Annotated in this window: 19 protein-coding genes; 3 read left to right on the top strand and 16 right to left on the bottom strand. The window is 63.5% G+C overall.

The features are described from left to right. Positions 1-8: 8 nt before the first annotated feature. Positions 9-1637 (bottom strand): cytochrome-c oxidase, cbb3-type subunit I, encoded by a 1629-nt coding sequence (gene ccoN, locus IB272_RS08700; RefSeq protein ID WP_060584907.1) that lies wholly within the window; start codon positions 1635-1637, stop codon positions 9-11. 253 nt (positions 1638-1890) lie between these two features. Here ccoN and IB272_RS08695 point away from each other — a divergent pair, with 253 nt between their 5' ends. Further along, positions 1891-2325 (top strand): hemerythrin domain-containing protein, encoded by a 435-nt coding sequence (locus IB272_RS08695; RefSeq protein ID WP_234852497.1) that lies wholly within the window; start codon positions 1891-1893, stop codon positions 2323-2325. A 105-nt stretch (positions 2326-2430) separates the two neighbouring features. Here IB272_RS08695 and IB272_RS08690 read toward each other — a convergent pair whose 3' ends face one another. The 8 genes from IB272_RS08690 to hemN form a co-directional block, all read right to left on the bottom strand. Next, a complete protein-coding gene (locus IB272_RS08690) occupies positions 2431-3141 on the bottom strand; it encodes a PAS domain-containing protein (RefSeq protein ID WP_034788334.1) in 711 nt (236 codons plus the stop codon). A 371-nt stretch (positions 3142-3512) separates the two neighbouring features. Next, positions 3513-4442 carry a lipid A biosynthesis lauroyl acyltransferase gene (locus IB272_RS08685; RefSeq protein ID WP_034788563.1) on the bottom strand — a complete coding sequence of 310 codons (930 nt, stop codon included), beginning with the start codon at positions 4440-4442 and terminating at the stop codon, positions 3513-3515. Positions 4443-4453: 11 nt separating this feature from the next. Further along, positions 4454-5482: a zinc-binding dehydrogenase gene (locus IB272_RS08680; RefSeq protein ID WP_034788322.1), complete on the bottom strand. Its 1029-nt coding sequence runs from the start codon at positions 5480-5482 to the stop codon at positions 4454-4456. Positions 5483-5756: 274 nt separating this feature from the next. After that, positions 5757-7040, bottom strand: coding sequence for a beta-ketoacyl-ACP synthase (locus tag IB272_RS08675; RefSeq protein ID WP_060520623.1), 1284 nt, complete (start codon positions 7038-7040; stop codon positions 5757-5759). Positions 7041-7052: 12 nt separating this feature from the next. Then, complete coding sequence (locus IB272_RS08670; RefSeq protein ID WP_060520622.1) at positions 7053-8255, bottom strand: beta-ketoacyl-ACP synthase; 1203 nt, start codon at positions 8253-8255, stop codon at positions 7053-7055. 1 nt (position 8256) lies between these two features. After that, positions 8257-8742, bottom strand: coding sequence for a 3-hydroxyacyl-ACP dehydratase FabZ family protein (locus tag IB272_RS08665; RefSeq protein WP_034788315.1), 486 nt, complete (start codon positions 8740-8742; stop codon positions 8257-8259). Between the two features lie 115 nt (positions 8743-8857). Then, entirely contained in the window at positions 8858-9142 is a 285-nt protein-coding gene (locus IB272_RS08660) for an acyl carrier protein (RefSeq protein ID WP_089044188.1), read from the bottom strand. A gap of 118 nt (positions 9143-9260) precedes the next feature. Beyond that, on the bottom strand, positions 9261-10610 hold the full coding sequence (gene hemN, locus IB272_RS08655; protein ID WP_060584905.1) for an oxygen-independent coproporphyrinogen III oxidase: 1350 nt from the start codon (positions 10608-10610) through the stop codon (positions 9261-9263). Between the two features lie 216 nt (positions 10611-10826). Between hemN and IB272_RS08650 the strand changes: the two genes are divergently transcribed. After that, on the top strand, positions 10827-11564 hold the full coding sequence (locus tag IB272_RS08650) for a Crp/Fnr family transcriptional regulator (RefSeq protein ID WP_060584904.1): 738 nt from the start codon (positions 10827-10829) through the stop codon (positions 11562-11564). Between the two features lie 232 nt (positions 11565-11796). Here IB272_RS08650 and IB272_RS08645 read toward each other — a convergent pair whose 3' ends face one another. From IB272_RS08645 to IB272_RS08615, 7 genes are all read right to left on the bottom strand, one after another. Next, complete coding sequence (locus IB272_RS08645) at positions 11797-12225, bottom strand: L,D-transpeptidase (protein WP_034788308.1); 429 nt, start codon at positions 12223-12225, stop codon at positions 11797-11799. A gap of 129 nt (positions 12226-12354) precedes the next feature. Further along, on the bottom strand, positions 12355-13326 hold the full coding sequence (gene cbiB, locus IB272_RS08640; protein ID WP_060584902.1) for an adenosylcobinamide-phosphate synthase CbiB: 972 nt from the start codon (positions 13324-13326) through the stop codon (positions 12355-12357). 1 nt (position 13327) lies between these two features. Beyond that, positions 13328-14329 carry a threonine-phosphate decarboxylase CobD gene (gene cobD, locus IB272_RS08635; protein ID WP_113135752.1) on the bottom strand — a complete coding sequence of 334 codons (1002 nt, stop codon included), beginning with the start codon at positions 14327-14329 and terminating at the stop codon, positions 13328-13330. Next, the gene (locus tag IB272_RS08630; protein WP_060584900.1) at positions 14326-15630 is read right to left on the bottom strand and encodes a cobyrinate a,c-diamide synthase; all 1305 of its coding nucleotides are present in this window, start codon (positions 15628-15630) and stop codon (positions 14326-14328) included. Before IB272_RS08630 ends, cobD begins: the two co-directional genes overlap by 4 nt. Beyond that, positions 15627-16466 carry a uroporphyrinogen-III C-methyltransferase gene (gene cobA, locus IB272_RS08625; RefSeq protein ID WP_176960267.1) on the bottom strand — a complete coding sequence of 280 codons (840 nt, stop codon included), beginning with the start codon at positions 16464-16466 and terminating at the stop codon, positions 15627-15629. The genes IB272_RS08630 and cobA overlap by 4 nt, the downstream gene beginning before the upstream one ends. Positions 16467-16596: 130 nt before the next feature. Further along, entirely contained in the window at positions 16597-17061 is a 465-nt protein-coding gene (locus IB272_RS08620; RefSeq protein WP_060584898.1) for a cobalamin biosynthesis protein, read from the bottom strand. A 122-nt stretch (positions 17062-17183) separates the two neighbouring features. Continuing rightward, on the bottom strand, positions 17184-17540 hold the full coding sequence (locus IB272_RS08615) for a hypothetical protein (protein ID WP_162733018.1): 357 nt from the start codon (positions 17538-17540) through the stop codon (positions 17184-17186). Between IB272_RS08615 and IB272_RS08610 the strand changes: the two genes are divergently transcribed. Next, the gene (locus IB272_RS08610) at positions 17520-18305 is read left to right on the top strand and encodes a TSUP family transporter (RefSeq protein WP_060584895.1); all 786 of its coding nucleotides are present in this window, start codon (positions 17520-17522) and stop codon (positions 18303-18305) included. The genes IB272_RS08615 and IB272_RS08610 overlap by 21 nt on opposite strands. The last annotated feature ends 176 nt before the right edge of the window (positions 18306-18481 follow it).

Here is an 18481-nt window from a genome sequence, read left to right as displayed (position 1 = left end):
ATGCCCTCCTATTCCGCAGCCTTGAGCGCGGGCGTCGCACCGAAGATCGGGGCTTCATCGCGCACGCGGCCGAGGATGGTCATGGTTACGTTGAAGGCCATGAGCAGAGCTCCGGCGAGGAAGAGTGCGCCGCCAAGGGCACGCAGCACGTAGTAGGGAACCATGGCCGCGACCGATTCCGCGAAGGAATAGACGAGGAAGCCCTGGTCGTCGTACTCGCGCCACATCAACCCCTGCTGGATGCCGGCAACCCACATGACCGCCGCGTAGACGACGATGCCGAGGGTGGCGAGCCAGAAGTGCCAGTTGACCATGCGCACGCTGTAGAGGCGATCGCGGTTCCACAGCTTCGGAACGAGATAGTAGATCGCGCCGAAGGTGATGAGGCCGTTCCAGCCGAGCGCGCCGGAATGCACGTGGCCGATGGTCCAGTCGGTGTAGTGGCTGAGCGAGTTGACCGTCTTGATCGACATCATCGGACCTTCGAAGGTCGCCATGCCGTAGAAGGCAACGGCCATGACCATCATGCGGATGATCGGGTCGGTACGGATCTTGTCCCAGGCGCCCGAGAGCGTCATCAGGCCGTTGATCATGCCGCCCCAGGAGGGCATCCAGAGCATGACCGAGAACACCATGCCGAGCGTCTGCGCCCAGTCGGGCAGCGCGGTGTAGTGGAGGTGGTGCGGACCCGCCCAGATGTACATGAAGATCAGCGACCAGAAGTGGATGATCGACAGGCGGTAGGAGTAAACAGGGCGATTGGCCTGCTTCGGAATGAAGTAATACATCATGCCCAGGAAGCCGGCCGTCAGGAAGAAGCCGACGGCATTATGCCCGTACCACCATTGCGTCAGCGCATCCTGCACCCCGGCAAAGGCCGAGTAGCTCTTGGAGCCGAGGAAGGAGACCGGAACCGCCAGGTTGTTGACGATGTGCAGCATCGCGATCGTGACGATGAAGGCGAGGTAGAACCAGTTGGCCACATAGATATGCGGCTCCTTGCGCGTCAGCAGCGTGCCGAGAAAGACGGCGAGATAGGCGACCCAGACGATCGTCAGCCACAGGTCCACATACCATTCCGGCTCCGCGTATTCCTTCGACTGGGTGATGCCCAGCAGATAGCCGGTGGCGGCCATGATGATGAAGAGCTGGTAGCCCCAGAACACGAACCAGCCGAGATTGCCGCCGAAAAGGCGGGCACGGCTGGTGCGCTGGACGATGTAGAAGGACGTTGCGATCAGCGCGTTGCCGCCGAAGGCGAAGATCACCGCCGAGGTGTGCAACGGCCGCATGCGGCCGAAGTTGAACCAGGGCTCGATGTTGAGGTCCGGGAAGGCAAGCTGGAGTGCAACCACAACACCGACGAGAAAGCCGACGACGCCCCAAAAGACGGTGGCGATCACGCCGTACTTGACCACCTCGTCAAAATACTCCGACTGGGGTGGCGGCGGTGACGCCCTGCCCGCGGAAGCCGGGCTGAACTCGATGCGGCGCATCAGGAGGATGGTGCCGGCAAGAAGCGTGAAGAACAGCACCCACATATGGGCTTCGAAGTGCCGGTCCTGGGCAAACCCGGCGCCGACAAGCGCCAGGAATGCACCGACCCCGAGCAGGATCATCTCGAATGTGTATTTCATGGTTGGGTCCCCAACTTTATCCGAACGCACGCGACAACACCCCGAAACGAGGGGTGTCACCGCAGCTTGCCCGAAAGTGTCAGAATCGGGGCAGCCCGGCCTTGATTCAGATCAAGGCTTTGTCACCTCGTTTGGATCATCCTCGGCAAACAATAGGGAGCGCCGTGGGAGCTGGCGTCTGAAGCCGATGAAAAAGACTTTTGAAGACGGACGAATCCGCAGCCGGCTGGACCCGGCCCCCCGGCGAGAGTCCGTGGCCGAGCCGTTTGCCTGGCTTGCCCGCGCCCACGAGGAGCAGCTTGCGCTCTGCAATTGCCTGGAGGAAATCGCCGACAGCCTGCCTGCGGAAATCGACCGGCAGAAATGCCTCTATGCCGCAAAGGTGCTGGAGCCGCTGATCCGCGAGATGCATTCGGGCGAAGAAAACCTCGTCTTCTCCTGGATCGAGCGCACCTACCGCGGCGATCCGACCCTCGGCGCGACGCTGGAGCGGCTGAAATACGAACACTGCGAGGACGAGTGCTTCGCCGAGGAGTTGACCGAAATGCTGGAGCGCCTCGGCGCTGCCGACCAAACGGTCAATGCCGAGACCGCCGGCTACATGCTGCGCGGCTTCTTCACGAGCCTCAGGCGGCACGTCGGCTTCGAGCAGGAATGTCTGCGCAGCATCACCGCGCCGGTCGGATAAACCGGCCTTTGGGGGCAGCGCGCCGCAAAACGGACACGTCAGGCGGCCGTTATCCGGCCGCGCATCCCTCATGCATTTTCGATTGATACCGCCGGAACCGGCGCCTCAGGCCGCGATCGCGCGGCGGCGGTCGGCATGTTCCTGGATCACTAGAATAGCGCCGATGAGCTTGCCGGTGCTCGACATGCACGGCGTCAGCCGGCAGCGCACGACGACCGTGCGCGCGTCGACCGTCTTGGCGAAGGTGTAGTCCACCACCTCGCCGGCGAAACACCGGTCGAGATAGGATTTCACCCGAAGCTCGAACCGCTGGATGCCGATGAACTCGACAATATGCCGGCCGATCAGGTCCATCGGGCGGCTTTCCAGATGCTCGGCATTGCGCGGATTGGTGTAAAGATAGCGGTAGTCGGGCGTGATCACCGCAAGCCGGTCCGGGAAGCTGTCGAGGATCGCCTCGTTGAGCAATCCTTCGTCCGCCCTGCCCTTGTTCGGCTGCGCCGGCAGGCGCTCCAGTTGCAGGTCGGCGAGGTTCTCCGCACCGGTCGCCGCGAAGTAGCGATTGATCAGCGATTGCAGCAACTGCGAATGGCGCAGCACGCAGGAAATGTCGTCGGCTTCGACGCGCAGAATGTCGATCAGGAACTGGAACTGAAGCCGGGCATCTTCGACGCTCACCGCCTTCTCGTCGTAGACGGATCTCAAGATCGGATCCAATTCGCGATCCAGAATGCTGATCAAATGCTCGTCTGCCGTACGAACGGCATACTGCAGCTGCGAATATTTGAACCAGAACAGCTCAATCAGTGCGTTCAATTCGAAACCCCAATTCCCCCACGGCAAAACCGCTTCGATGCACTTACAAAACAGGCGTAGATGCTCAGGACACTGATCTGGTTCTTGACGTTTCCCCCACCACTTCCGCGTAAAACCGCACTGCTCGGGTCATCCAAAGCGCTTGCAGGCATTTTCTCACGCGACAGGCATAAGTTTACACTCATTGCGATAGCGTTCAACAGCAGAAAGAAAAACTTAACGTTTACGCACGTTTTCGAGGGAAGATCGGCGCCGATGCCCCCGCGTACTTGGCAAAACGCAAAGCCCGGCACACGGGGTGCCGGGCTTGCAGGAAGATCAAGCCTGCTTGCGCAAGACGCAATCTGGCTGGGGTCGCGGGCGAAGGAGAATCAGTCTTTCAGGTAGCGCTTGATGTGCCAGCGGTCGTGATACCAGAGCCATTGGCCGGGATACTCCCTCACCCAGCTTTCCACCTTGTCGTTCAGAACCTGCGCCGTAGCGGTCACGTCGACGCTGCCGTCGGCCTTGCGTGGGATGGCGATCGCCGGTTCGATCTCCAGGCGGAAACGGCCACCCGGCAAGCGGATGCAGCGGGCCGGATAGACCTCGCAGTTGAACTGGCGGACGAGCTTGGCGAGCAGCGGGTTGGTCTGCACATCCTGGCCGAAGAACTTGGTCTTTAGACCCTTGCGGAATTTCTGGTCGACGAGAACCCCGACGCCCTGGCCGCGCTCCAGCTGGCGGGCGAGCGCAAAGGACGAGCCCGCATGCGACGGCACGAGCTTGCCCATGCGTTCTGCGCGGAAGTTGAAGACCTTCTCGGCCACGTATGGGTTGTTCGGCGGCCGGAACAGCACCGTCACGTCGAGCCCGAAGGCTGAGCCGGCGACCGGCAGCATTTCGAAATTGCCGCTATGCGCGGTAAAGACGATGAAGGGGCGCGGATTGTCGCGAAGCTCGAGGAACAAGGGAATGCCCGAGACTTCGATGCGCCCGGGCGTCGTGCGCTCCGGGTCGAAATCGAAGAGACGGTCGAGGAACACGTATTCGGCCGCCATGCGGCCCATGTTGCCCCAACTTTCGAGCGCGATCTGCTCGATCTCCGCTTCGCTCTTTTCCGGGAATGCATTGCGCAGGTTCGTCAGCGTCAGCTTCTGACGGCTGGTCTTCGGGCCGATGAACCGCAGGGCGCGATCCATGAAGTTGATCGCGCCGTCAGCGGGAAACATCTTCAGGATCGTCAGAAGCAGAAACACGAACTGCGCAATCAGCCACTGGCGGAAACGATCCGCCGCCAGCACCAGCCGTGTGATCAGCATGCGCACGTCGATCAATCCATCTTCAGGATGATCTTGCCGAAGATCTGGCGCGATTCCATGCGCTCCAGCGCGCGGTCGATCTCGTCGAGGCCGATTTCGGTGTCGATGACCGGATGTACGAGGCCGCGCGCCATCTTCTGCATGGCGTTCGCCATGTTTTCCATGCGGCAGCCGAAGGAGCCGAGCAGCTTCAGCTGCTGCTGGAACAGCATCATCAGGTTCATGTCGGTGGACACGCCCGAGGTCGAGCCGCAGGTGACCAAGCGGCCGCCGCGCTTCATGCAGAGCATCGAGCCCGCCCAGGTGTCCTTGCCGACGTGTTCGAACACGACGTCGACGCCCTTCTTCTTGGTAAGCTTGCGCACCACGCCCTCGAAGCGGTCGGTGCGGTAGTTGATGACGTGATCGGCGCCGAGCGCCTTGGCCTTCTCGATCTTGTCGTCGGAGCCGACGGTGGTGATCACGGTGCAGCCGATCTTCTTGGCAAGCTGGATCGCCGCCGAGCCGATGCCGGAACCGCCAGCATGCACGAGGATGGTTTCGCCGGGCTCAAGCTTGGCGTTGTCGAACAGCATGTGCTCGACGGTACCGAAGGTGACCGGAGCAAGGGCTGCAGCGACCGCGTCGACGCCCGGAGGTGCCGGTACCAGCAGGCGCGCCGGCAGGTTGATCTTTTCCTGCGCGAAGCCGTCGAGGTGGAAGCCGTGAACGCCGCCGACATGTTCGCAGAGGTTGTCGCGGCCTTCCTTGCACGGACGGCAGAGGCCGCAGGTGCGCGCGCCGTAGATCGAGACGAGCTGGCCCGGAAGCACGCTTGAAACACCGGGACCGATGCTGTCGACGACGCCTGCTGCCTCGGCGCCGATGACGAGCGGCATCTTGCGCTTGGCGAATGCCATGCCGCGCCAGCCCCAGACGTCGATATGGTTGAGCGCAACCGCCTTGACGCGCAACGTCACCTCGCCCGGGCCGGGTGCTTCCGGTTCCGGAATGTCGGTGATTTCGAGCTTGCGGTCATCGAGCAGTTGCAGGGCGCGCATGGTTCTTCCTTTAAATGTTCAGATCGACAGGCGGCATATACACGTCTTGTGGGCATGTCGCCATTCTACAGAGAGCGGCGCGTTAGCCCCCTCTGCCCTGCCGGGCATCTCCTCCACAAGGAGGAGATTGGATGTGGCACCCCTTTGCCCTTCACGAAAAGCACCGAAATCGGGCCTTGTTATTGGAGCGATCGGCCGGCCGCGCGTCGATCTCCCCCTTGTTGGGGGAGATGGCCGGCAGGCCAGAGGGGGTATTTCGTTTCACCAGGTCGGCTCAAGCGGGCTCGGCCGTCATCACCAGGCTGGCGTTCTGGCCGCCGAAACCGAAGGAGTTCGACAACACCGCAGACACCTGCTGGCTGCGTTTCACGTTCGGCACCACGTCGAGCACGATCGCCGGATCGGGGTTCTGGTAGTTGATCGTCGGCGGCAGCGTGCCCGTCAGCATCGTCTGAATCGAGAACACCGCCTCGACCGCGCCGGCGGCCGTCAGGGTGTGGCCGATCATCGACTTGTTCGACGAGACCGGGATCGACGGCAGATGCTCACCGAAGACGGCAGACATCGACAGATATTCCATCTTGTCGTTTTCAGGCGTCGAGGTGCCGTGCGCGTTGATGTAGCCGATGCCGCCTTCGTCGATGCCGGCGTCGGCAAGGGCCGCGCGGATCGTCGCAATCGCCGGGCCGCCGTCGGGCGACGAGCGCGTGCGATGGAAGAGATCGGCCTTCTCGCCGCAGCCCTTCAGGATGCCGTAGACGCGGGCGCCGCGGGCAACGGCAGCTTCCAGCGATTCGAGCACCAGGGTCGCAGCGCCTTCGGCGATGACGAAGCCGTCCCGATCCTTTGTGAAGGGCTTGGAGGCCTTCTCCGGCGGATCGTTCTGGGTGGAGAGCGCGGAAAGCAGCGCAAAGCGGATGAGTGCTTCGGCGCTGACCGAACCATCGGTCGCTACCGTCAGCGCACGATCGGTGCGGCCCTGGCGGATCGCCTCGACGCCGAGCTGGATCGCGGTCGCGCCCGAGGCACAGGCCGTCGAGAGCGTCACCGGCAGGCCGCGCGTGCCGAAGCGATCGGCAAGGCGCTCGGAGATCGAGCCGAAGAGCACGGCCTCATGGAACACCGGATCGGCCTTCTGGCGCATCGCGGCGAGGAAACGGTTGTACGCATCGCCCGGCTGTTCGGAAGGCGGCGAGCGGTCGGCAAGCTCGAAGCGCGCGCTCCATTCCGGCTCGATCGGCGGGGCGGCCAGAAACAGCGGACCGTTGAAGTCGCCGGAAAGCCCGGCCTGCGCCAGCGCTTCCAGCGTCGTCTCGCGCGCCATGGCGTAGGAGCGCTCGACGGAGTTGGCCGCCGGCACCTCGATGAAATCGACCATGCCGGAGATGCGGGTGTTGAGACCCTCCGTCGGGAAACGGGTGATCTTGCGGATGCCGGAGACGCCGCCGGTCAGCGCTGACCAGTTGTCTTCCAGGCCCTGCCCGAGCGAGGTGATGACGCCCATGCCAGTGACGGCGACGATCGGACGACCGAGATGATCCTTGTAAGCGTTGCTCATCAATCGTTCCTCTTATTCGGCCGAAAGGACCGCGACGCCTTCGCCGCGTGAATGACCGACGGTGGTCACGACCGCCGACCGGGCAGCAGCCGTCATCGGCTTTTCGAAGCTGCCGTCGAAGGCCGGTACCTTGGCGCCGTGGCCAAGCGTGAGTGCAGCAAGCGCGAGGCCCGCCGGAAACTGCGCCTCGATGCTGTGCCCGACGACGCCGCCATAGGCACGCACCGGCGCGCCGGCCAGCTTGGCCTGCAGGAACGCCTTTTCGCTGGCGACGAGATCATGAAAGCCTGACGTGCCGGAAAAGACCACGGTGCCTGCCGGGTCGAGCTTTTCGGCCGGTTTCGCAAGGTCCGCAAGGCGTGCTTCGAGCTTGCCGTCAGCGCGGCTGCCGCGGTCGCTGCCGATCGCGTCGATCGTCGCATAGATGCGGGCACCACGGGCTTCGGCGTACTCGCGTGATTCCAGCACCAGGAAGGCTCCGACCGACCCGGGGATCATGCCGCCGCCGTTGTCGCGGCTGCGCGACCAGATCGGGTGCCAGTCACCGGTCGCCTGGCCCTGGATCGCCTCGATCATCAGCATGATGTCGAGGCGCTCGGCCGAAAACGCGCCGCCGACGAGCGTATGGGTCGACTGGCCGGCCTTGATCCGGGCAAAGGCGGTTTCGATCGCCGAGATGCCGGCCGCTTCCTCGCCCATGAAGGTGCGCGACGAACCGGTGACCTTGTGCACGATCGAGATGTTGCCGGCGAGCAGGTTCGAAAGCTGGGCCAGGAACAGCGTGGGGCGCAGTTCGGTCGTCAGCTTTTCATTGAGGAGCTGTTCGCGGTCGTTGCGCTTCAGCGCCTCGTCGACGATCAGCGAATCGACGTTGATGTCACGCTCGCCGCCGCCGGCAGCGACGATCATGTCCATGCTGCCGCAGGCTTCGAGATTGTCCTTGAGACCGGCGTCATCGAGAGCCAGGCCCGCGGAAAAAACGCCGAGACGCTGCCAGTTTTCCATCTGCCGCTGGTCGCCACGCTTGGCGATCTGCTGCGACCAGTCGATCTCCGGCAGCGGGTGCACCGGATAGGGGCTGAACTTTTCGGTCTCGACGCGCACGGCCGGCGACGTGCCGGCGGTAAGCAGCGCCAGATGCGGCTCGACGCCGACGCCCTGACTGGTGACGATACCGACGCCGGTAATGACAACGTCGTTTGCAGATTTGCTCATCTTACTTCTCCGAACCGGCTGCCGCCGAAAGCGCCGCCATCAGACCCACTTCTCCAGCCCGCTTGCGCACGATATCGCCGAGCGGAACCTGATCGAACGGCATCGTTCTCAGTTTCAGCTGGGCATCGCAGACCTTCTTGCCGCCAGAGGTGATCTTCGCCTTGGTGACGGCGAAGCCCGAACCTTCATGCTCGAGGAAAGCCTCGATCTCGAGTTCGGCCGAGGGCTCGACGAAGGTCCGCATCTTGGCGCCGTCGACCGACATCAGGAAGGGCATGGCGGCGAAATTGGTGGCGGCGAGCACCAGGAAACCGGAGGCCTGCGCCATGGTCTCGATCAGAAGCACGCCGGGCACCAGCGGGTAGCCTGGGAAATGGCCTTCGAACACCGGGCTCTTCTCCGGCACGACGGACCGCGCCGTCAGCCGGCCAGCCGAAAGATCGACCGTTTCGACACGGTCGATCATCTGGAAGTATTCAAGGAGCATTGAGGCTCACCCTGTTGGTTTCGGGCTCAAGTAAAAACGCCAATGCCGCCTGTCAAGCGCGGGGCGCGACGGGCGGCATTGGAAATCGAGTGGCAAGGCTCGGGCGAAAGCCCGATCAGCCCTTGGCAGCCCGCAGTTCGTCGATCTTGGCGCAGAGGTTCTTCAGAACGAAGTATTCTTCGGTCGAAACCTTGCCTTCGTTGACTTCCTGCGTCCACTGCTCGAGCGGAATCTTGATGCCGAATTCCTTGTCGATCGCAAACACGATGTCGAGGAAGTCCAGGCTGTCGATGCCGAGATCGTCGATCGTGTGGCTTTCCGGCGTAATCGTCTCGCGATCGATCTCGCTCGTTTCCGCGATAATGTCGGCAACCTTGTCGAATGTAGCTGTCACGCGCATACCTCTAATATTTTAAGTCGAGTCTCGGCGATCCTATAGGTAAATGCGCCGCAAAAGCCAATGGCCTTGATGGCAAAGGCTTTCGAATTGGAAAACGGTGTTGCGACAGAGCATGGGGTCAGACGGCCACCGAATGCCGGCCCCGGCCGTTGCCGAGATAGGCGTCGAAGGTGGCTGCAACCGAGCGGGCAAAGGGCCTGCCGCGTTCAGTCAGGCGGAAAACCCCGTTTTCGATCGTCGTCAGCCCATCCACGTCGCGCGCCCGAAACAGCCGTGCCTCCTCGATCACAGCCCCTGCCAGCCCGGGAAACGCTTCCTCAACCTCAGCAAAGGAGAAGGCAAAACGGCACATGACGTCGGCAATCACTTTTGCTCTCAAAGTGTCGTCCGGTGTGAAGCGATAACCGCGGACCGCAGCGAGCCCCGTGTTTTCAACATGGCGCAGATACTCACCGGTCGCCGGCATGTTCTGGACATAACCTTGACGAAACTGGCCGATCGCGGAGGCGCCAAGCCCAACGAGCGTTTCGGCGGCATCGTCGGTATAGCCCTGGAAATTGCGACGGAGACGCCCTTCCCGGCTGGCCCGCGCCAGGCTGTCGTCGGGCTTCGCAAAATGATCGATACCGATGGCCTCGTAGCCGGCGGCATCCAGCATTTCGGCCGCGCGGCTCATCTGCGCGAAGCGCTCGACGATGCCGGGCAGGCTTTCGTCCGGGATCATCTTCTGATGCGTCTTCATCCACGGCACATGGGCGTAGCCGAATAGTGCGACGCGATCGGGGTCGAGCGAAAGCACTGCCTCCATGGTGCGCTCAAGCGACTGCAGGCTTTGATAGGGCAAACCATAGAGCACGTCGCAATTGACCGAATGCACGCCCCTTAACCGTGACGCCTCGATCGCGTCACGCGTCTGCTCGAAGGTCTGGATGCGGTTGATCGCCTTCTGCACGACGGGGTCGAAATCCTGGATGCCGAAGCTCGCCCGCGTCATACCGATCTCGGCCAACGCATCATGGCGCGCTTCGTCGAGATCGTTCGGATCCATCTCGACGCTGATCTCGCAATCAGCCGCGAAGGTGAAGTGATCGGTAAAGGCGCGTTTCAGCGCGATCAGGTCGTCGGGCCTGACGAGCGTCGGCGAGCCGCCGCCGAAATGCAGGGCCGTTACCTTGGCTTCGCGGCTCACCCGCCCGCCAATCTCTGCAATCTCCCGATGCAGGCCCGTGAGGTAGGTTGCCACCGGATCATACCGCAGCGTCTGCTTGGTATGGCAAGCACAGAACCAACAGAGCCGGTCGCAATAGGGCACGTGAGCATAGAGCGAGATCGCCTCATCCGGACCGATCGCCCCGAGCCAGCTTTGATAGTCAACCGGCCTCACCGCTTCGGAAAAATGCGGCGCGGTCGGGTAGCTGGTGTAGCGTGGCACGGGGTTCGCATGCTTGAGGATTAGCGCGTCGTCCATCAGTCTCTCCGCTGTCATGAAAACGGCTTAGGACGGATCGGCAATGAGGCCTTTGATTTTGATCAAGCCGGCGAATTAACACGTTAAAATTGACAATGCTCAAGCCAGCATGAGACATTGTTTCGCGCTTTCGGAATTAGCACCTGTCAACTCTTGATTTAACGACCCGCATCCTCTTTGGTCATCCAGGGAGCAATGGAATGCAGGTAGAAAGAATTGCAGATCGTGAACGAACATCGCCGCAAGGATATCCATAATTCGGACGTTCCAGCCGTCTGCTCCGCCTGCGAGGCGCGCCATGGCGGCGTTTGCGGTACGCTCTCTCCGGATCAGCTTCTCGACCTCAGCCGTCACTCCACCCGCCGCAGCATCGAGCCCGGCCGCGAGGTCATCGGCCAGGGAGAAACCACCGACAGCTACGCAAATATCATCTCCGGCGTCGTCAAGCTCAGCAAGGTGCTGGCCGACGGCCGCCAGCAGATCGTCGGCCTGCAGTTCGCCCCTGATTTCATGGGCCGGCCCTTCACCCGCGAAAGCGCGCTGACGGCGGAAGCGGCTGTCGACACCGACATCTGTTGCTTCCCGCGCAACGTCATCGAGCGGCTGGTCTCCGAGGCTCCCGGGCTGGAACACCGGCTGCACGAGCAGGCGCTGAAGGAACTGGACGAAGCGCGCGACTGGATGCTCACCCTTGGCCGCAAGACCGCGCAGGAGAAGGTCGCAAGCTTCCTCTACATCATCGCGACTCACGTCGACCCAGAAAACGGCACCTCGAACGTGTTCGACCTGCCGCTGTCGCGCGCCGACATCGCCGACTATCTCGGCCTCACCATCGAGACCGTCAGCCGCCAGATCACCAAGCTCCGCAAGGAGAACGTCATCCGCATCGAAAACAGCCGCCACGTCACCGTGCCGAGCCTCGACCGGCTGATGCATGTGGCAGGCATCGACTGACGGTCGCCAGCGGCTCTTGGCTGCCTCATCAAGTGCCCGACAGAATTGCCCTCTCCTCGGGTTTAACCCGAGGAAAGCCAAGCGATCACGTTGAAGATGGGGACGCGTGTTCTACCGTTCACTTCTTACGAAACGCTCGACGATGAAGCGGAAACGGTGCCTCGGATCCCTTCTCCCCTTCAAAACAGAGAGAAGGTCCCGGCAGGGGGATGAGGGGCTGGCTAGGCAGGCGTCACCGCGTAATTACGATCCGCGTGTTCTTCAGCCCATGTTCCCGCGTCAGCGCAAAAAACTCCGCCGCGTTGTTTGGATGCAGCCGCACGCAGCCGTGCGATGCCGGGCGGCCGAGCCGCTTGATGTCGTAGGTGGCGTGGATGGCGTAGCCGCCGTTGAAGAACACGGCATATGGCATCGGCGCGTCGTCGTATTTGCGTGAACGGTGATTGCGAGAGAGCCATTTGGCGCTCCAGCTGCCGCGTGGCGTCACATAGCCCTTGCGCGCCGTCGACACCTTCCAGCGATACATGACGACGCCGTATTGCCGCACGGTCATCGTCTGCGACGACAGGCTGATATCGGCAATGAGATTGGCGGCGTTCGCGGGTTGAACGGCAAACTGCAGCAGAGCGGCAATCAGCGCAGTCAGAAAGCTTTTGCGCATGCTTCTCTCTCCGGGAAGACGAACACGTACCGGTGGAACCAAACGTTCCAGGAGAATAACTGATCGAATATGATACGATCTTAATACATATGGAAAGCAGAGTCTTAATGCGAAGGTCAACTTCCGCGATCAAATCATTGCGATTGCAAGAACAAACCCGGCCATGACCGTGCAGGCGCCATAAAATACAGCAATACCGGCGTCGATGTCCTCGCTTGTTGCAACCGCTCGGCCCGGACCGTTGATCATCGGTTCGCTGACCTTGACGCCGCCATAGATCCGCGGACCGGCAAGCTGCAGATCGAGCGCGCCGGCCATGGCCGCTTCCGGCCAGCCGGAGTTCGGCGAGCGGTGCAGACCATGGTCGCGAAGGGCCACGGTCAGCGCATCCTTGGCGGCGCTTACGCCACGATGGATCAGCGCACCGGCTGAGATCAAAAGGATCGAGAGCCTCGCTGCCGGCAGGTTGGCGAGATCGTCGAGTCGGGCCGAGGCCCAGCCGAAGTGCAGATATTTTGGCGACTTGTGGCCGATCATCGAATCGGCGGTGTTCAGCATCTTGTAGGCAAGAAGCCCCGGCAGGCCGGCAACCGCGTACCAGAAGGCCGGCGCCACGACGCCGTCGGAGAAATTCTCGGCAAGGCTTTCGATCGCGGCACGGCAGACCGCCGGCTCGTCGAGCGTCTTTGGATCGCGACCAACGATCATCGACACGGCGGCACGCCCGCCTTCCAGCCCGCCCTGTCGCAAGCCCCCGGCCACGCGACGCACGTGATCGGCGAGGCTCTTCTGTGCCAGGAAGATCGCGACCACAACCGCCTCGAGCAGAAAGCCGAGCGGTCCGAGGACGGCGAACAGGCGATGCAGCAGATGGCCGAACCAGGCGCTGATGCCAAGCAACAAAAGGATCGCGACGACGCCACGAAATTTGCGCGCGCTATCCTCGAGGTCCTCCCGGTTCAGCCGCGCGTCGAAAAAGCCGATGGCCTTGCCGAAAAACACGACCGGATGCGGCACGCGCGCCCAGAGCCAGTCCGGATCGCCGACAACGCGGTCGATCACCAGCGCCAGCGCGAGAATGAGCAGGATCGTCTCCGACACCTCAGAGCTCCATACGGGCAAGCGCGTCCGCCAGCCGTCGGTCACCGGCCGCGTCAGGCGCAAGACCGATCCTGAGCCAGGTCGGGGCATAGTCGAACTTGCGCGCGAGAATATGGGCCTCGCAGAGCCGCTCCTGCAGCAGAGCCGCCCTGGGATGCTCGACCAGCACGAATAGCCCCGTGCCGCCGATACGGTTGAGCCCTGCCCCATCGAGAGCTGCATCGAGGCCGGCGCGACGCTCGAGGATGCCCGCCGCGATCGCTTTCGTATCGCCCTGCATCAGCGCTTTCGAGATCGTCAACGCCGGGCCGGAGACAGCCCAGGGGCCGAGCCAATCGGCAAAGGACGCAAGCACTGGCTCGGTCGCAACGACGAAGCCGAGGCGCAGGCCCGCAAGGCCGAAGAACTTGCCGAAGGAGCGGAAGACGATGAGGTTGCCTTGCCCTGACGCGTGACCAGCGACACTCAGTTGCGGCTCAAGATCGCCGAAGGCCTCATCGACCAGCAGCAGTCCGCCGCTCGCCTTCTGCCTTGCGGCGATCGCCAGAAGCTCCGCCGGCGCCAAGGCGCGGCCGGTCGGGTTGTTGGGGTTGACGACGATGACAAGCCCATGTTCGGCCGTGAGCGCGTCGGCATCCGCGACGCGATCGACAGCAAAGCCGGCCGCTTCAAGCACGCGGGCATACTCGCCATAGGTCGGCCCGAAGATCGCGACTTGCCTGTTGGCCGGAGCAAGACGTGGCAGGAGCTGGATGACCGACTGGGTGCCCGGCACCGGCAAAGGCAGCACGCCGTTGGTGCGGTAGTAGTCGGCGGCGGCGCTCCGTGCATCATCCACCGTCTGCCGATCCGGCAGCCGGTGCCAGGCGCGCTCAGGGACCGCTGGCAAGGCCACGGGGCATGGATTGATGCCGGTCGACAGATCGAGCCAATCTTCGGGCCGGCCGCCATAGCGCGTAGAGGCCTCGGTGATGCCGCCACCATGAACGATCGGTGCGCTCATGCAGCACCTGCGACGTCGATCAGATGCATGAAGGAACCGGCGACAGGGCCGCGCCGGAGGCCCGCCTGGCCGAGATCCTCGCCGGCGGCGTCGCTGACCGCAAACAGCCGATCGGCCGCCCCTTCGGCGACGATGGTCGCATAGTGGAATTCGTGCGCCGTCATGGGTCCATCGAAGAAGGCGTTGTCGACAGGCACGACGCGGCGATAGCCGAGGTGCCGCCTGCGCTCGGCAAAACTGGTTACGAGCGGCAGCAGGCCGAGCATGTCGTAGCGTGTGCCATCGGCAGCGACAAGCCCTTCACCGAGCACCATATAGCCGCCGCACTCGCCGAAGATGCGGGCGCTGCGTTCCGCCGCGGAATGCATGCCGGAACGGAATCGGGCGGCGGCGCTCAGCTGCCCCGCATGCAGCTCCGGATAGCCCCCCGGAAGATAGACGGCATCCGCTGCCGCATCCGGCGCCTCGTCGGCGAGCGGCGAGAAGAAGGAAATCTCCGCGCCGCCTTGCCGCCAGCCGTAAAGCAGGTGCTCGTAGCAGAAGGCAAAGGCGATATCGCGCGCGACCGCGATGCGCTGACCCAGCGGCTGCAAACGCTCGGCATCGGCCGCCGCGGGCACCTGCGGGAAAATCGTCGCGATCAGGCGGATGGCGTCGAGATCGCAGGCAGCCTCGACCCGCGCGGCCGCCGCCTCGATGAAGCCCTCAAGCGCTGAGTGTTCGCCCGCCTGCACGAGCCCGAGATGGCGCTCCGGCAGTTGCAATGCGCTGTCCTGCCGGAGCACGCCGAAGACAGGCATGCGCACCTTGCCGAGCGCATCGCGCAACATCATTTCATGCCGGTCGCTGCCGACCTTGTTGAGGATGACGCCGACCACCCGGATATCGTCGCGATGATCCGCATAGCCGCGCACGAGGGCGGCAACCGACTGGGACATGCGGGCGCAATCGACCACCAGAATGACCGCAAGGTTCAGCGTCGCGGCGAGGTCCGCTGGCGTTCCCGAGCCGTCGGCAGCACCGTCATGCAGTCCCATCATCGCCTCGACGATCAATGTGCACCCGCCGGAGGCGGCATGCGACGCATTGGCAAGCAGCAGTTCCGGGCGCATCGCCCAGGGGTCGTAGTTGAAGCAGGGCTCGCCGGTCGCTGCCGCGTGGAAAGCGGGATCGATATAGTCCGGCCCCGCCTTGCCGGGCGCGATCGCCACGCCGCGCCTCTTCAGGGCGCGCATCAGCCCGAGCGTCACCGTCGTCTTGCCGGAGCCGGACGCGGGCGCGGCAATCAGCAATCCGCTCATGCCGGGTTCCTGAGAATGCGATTGGCGAACGGGTCGGCGGCAAGCTTGCGCCCGTCGAGCGCGCCGATCCAGTCGAGTGCTGCGCGCAGCCGCACCACCTCGCCGACGACGACGATCGCCGGCGGCTCCAGCCCTGCCGCCGCAACATCGGCCTCTGCACGCGCAAGCGTCGTTTCCAGCACCGCCTGCTGCGGTGTCGCGGCGTTGCAGACGAAGGCGACCGGTTCGTCCGGCGAGCGGCCGCCGGCAATGAGGTTGGCGGTGATCGCGCCGATATGCTTCATCGCCATGTACATGACGATGACAGGCGAGCCGCTGGCGATGCCCTGCCAGTTGATGCGATCCGGCACCAGGCCGGAGGAATCATGGCCAGTCAGGAAAGTGACCGCGTGGTTGACCTCGCGATGGGTCACGGGAATGCCGGCATAGGCAAGCCCGCCGATACCGGCGGTGATGCCGGGCACGATTCGGAACGGCACCTGGTGCTCGACCAGCGTCAGCGCCTCCTCGCCACCGCGACCGAAGACGAAGGGATCGCCGCCTTTGAGGCGCAGCACCCGGTTGCCGGCGCGCGCGAGTTCGACGAGGCGAAGCGAGATGTCGCGCTGCTTTGGCGACGGCTTGCCGCCACGCTTGCCCGCAAACTCCAGCACGGCGCCCGGCCGCGCGAGCTTCAGGCAATCCTCGTTGACCAGCGCATCATGCACGATCACATCCGCCTGGCGCAGCGCATTGGCCGCATGCAGCGTCAACAGGCCGGGATCGCCGGGGCCGGCGCCGACCAGCCAGACCGAACCTTTTTCGAGCGCCGGCAATCCGGCAAAGAGGTCGTCGATCATGCGTGCTGTCCCACCTGTATTTCGGCGCCACCCAAAGGCACGCCTGACGCGCTATCTAAAGAACCGGATTCCACTTGAGAGAAACCCCGGGCAAAAGATTGATTCAATTCAACAACATAAGAACGCATCAGACAGCCTCCGCCGCCTGGATGCGCTTTTCGGCGCGCAAGGTCGCCGGCCCGGCAAGTGCGGCCGTCGCATGGGCGGAGACGATCTTCTGCACAATCAGCACGGCTTCGCGACCGGCGCCGACCAGCGCTGCGCCCTCGGCAACGCCATGACAACCCGTGTAGGCAAAGACGATCTCGGAGGGGTTGGCGAGCCGGGAAGCTTCGGCTTCGAGCGTGGCGGCATCGTAGAACGCGGCCGGAACCGCGAAATGCTGAGCGGCCGCCAGGATCGCCGGCTCCTCGGCGCGAGCATCGAGCGAGGCGACCAGCCGCAGATCGCCGGGCGCAGCACCGGCATCGGCAAGCGCACGCTCGGCAAGGGCGATCACCTCTTCAGCCGGCGTGCGACGCTCGCAGCCGAGCCCGAGCACCAGCCTGGCTCCTGCTTTCGTCGTCTGTGCAGAGTGTTGGCCCGATGGCATCGGCGGCCGGCTCCCTTCGTTGTTCTCCTTAACGAAGCGCCGGCTGGGACGATCCGTCCCGGCCGATCTGGACAGCACCGGCTGATGGCCCCCTGACTGGGTCGGCCGCACCGGACGCTCTTTCAGTCCGCCAAAGCGGACGCCGTCGCATATCCTTCATTTTTACCGGAGCGCGGAAGGCCGGTCAAACCGGATTGCGCCATCGCCATGTCGCGTTTGAGGAAGATCGTCATCCGCCTGCCGTATCGCAAGGACAGCCCTTCTTCGGCACCATGCGGGCGAGAGCGCCTCCATCCAGAAAGACAGCGAGCCGGAACAAGGCTTTGAATCTTTGTCGGTTTTTCAATTTCGACACCTGCATGGACAGCAACACCGCGACGGAAGGCTTTGCAAATCGCGCCGGGCTCTGACACAAGGCGGAAAATCCCGCCTGACAGCTCTCCTCTCGAGTCCCCGCCGTGCAAGATCTCGCCTTCCACCTGCTCGCCTTCCTGTTCGTCGCCGCCTTCATCGCAGGCTTCATCGATTCGATCGCCGGCGGCGGTGGCATGATCACCATTCCGGCCATGCTCATTGCGGGGATCCCGCCCTTGCAGACGCTCGGCACCAACAAGCTGCAGGGATTGTTCGGCTCCGGCTCGGCCACGCTGTCCTATGCCCGGCGCGGCCACGTGAACCTGAAAGAGCAGCTGCCGATGGCGCTGATGTCGGCCGCCGGCGCCGTGCTCGGCGCCCTGCTCGCAACCATCGTTCCCGGCGACGTGCTGAAGGCGATCCTGCCCTTTCTGCTGATCGCCATTGCGCTTTATTTCGGCCTGAAGCCGAACATGGGCGACGTCGACCAGCACAGCCGCGTCACCCCCTTCGTCTTCACGCTGACGCTGGTGCCGCTAATCGGCTTTTATGACGGCGTCTTCGGCCCCGGCACCGGCTCGTTCTTCATGCTCGGCTTCGTTACCCTCGCCGGCTTCGGCGTGTTGAAGGCGACGGCGCACACGAAGTTCCTCAACTTCGGCTCCAACGTCGGCGCCTTCGGCGTCTTCCTCTTCTTCGGCGCCATCCTCTGGAAGGTCGGCCTGTTGATGGGCCTCGGCCAGTTCCTCGGCGCCCAGGTCGGCTCGCGCTATGCCATGGCCAAAGGCGCCAAGATCATCAAGCCGCTGCTCGTCATCGTCTCGATCGCGCTCGCGATCCGGCTGCTCGCAGATCCGACGCATCCCTTGAGGATCTGGCTGGGGCATTGAGGCGCGGCGCGCTCGGCAAATTCTGCGCTGTCCTAACGGCCGCAACCGCGCAGCCTGTGAGGCGTGGCTGGGCCACACCGGCGGGCAAAACCGCACATGCATGTCCGTTCTGCGATCGTGGATGACCGGTTGACCGGGTCGACATGGCGCAGACATGCTTGCCGATAGACGGCAGC

The sequence above is a fragment of the Ensifer sp. ENS08 genome (assembly GCF_014852195.1).
GTDB classification, from domain to species: Bacteria; Pseudomonadota; Alphaproteobacteria; order Rhizobiales; family Rhizobiaceae; genus Ensifer; species Ensifer adhaerens.
This window is presented reverse-complemented; position numbering and strand designations above follow the sequence as displayed.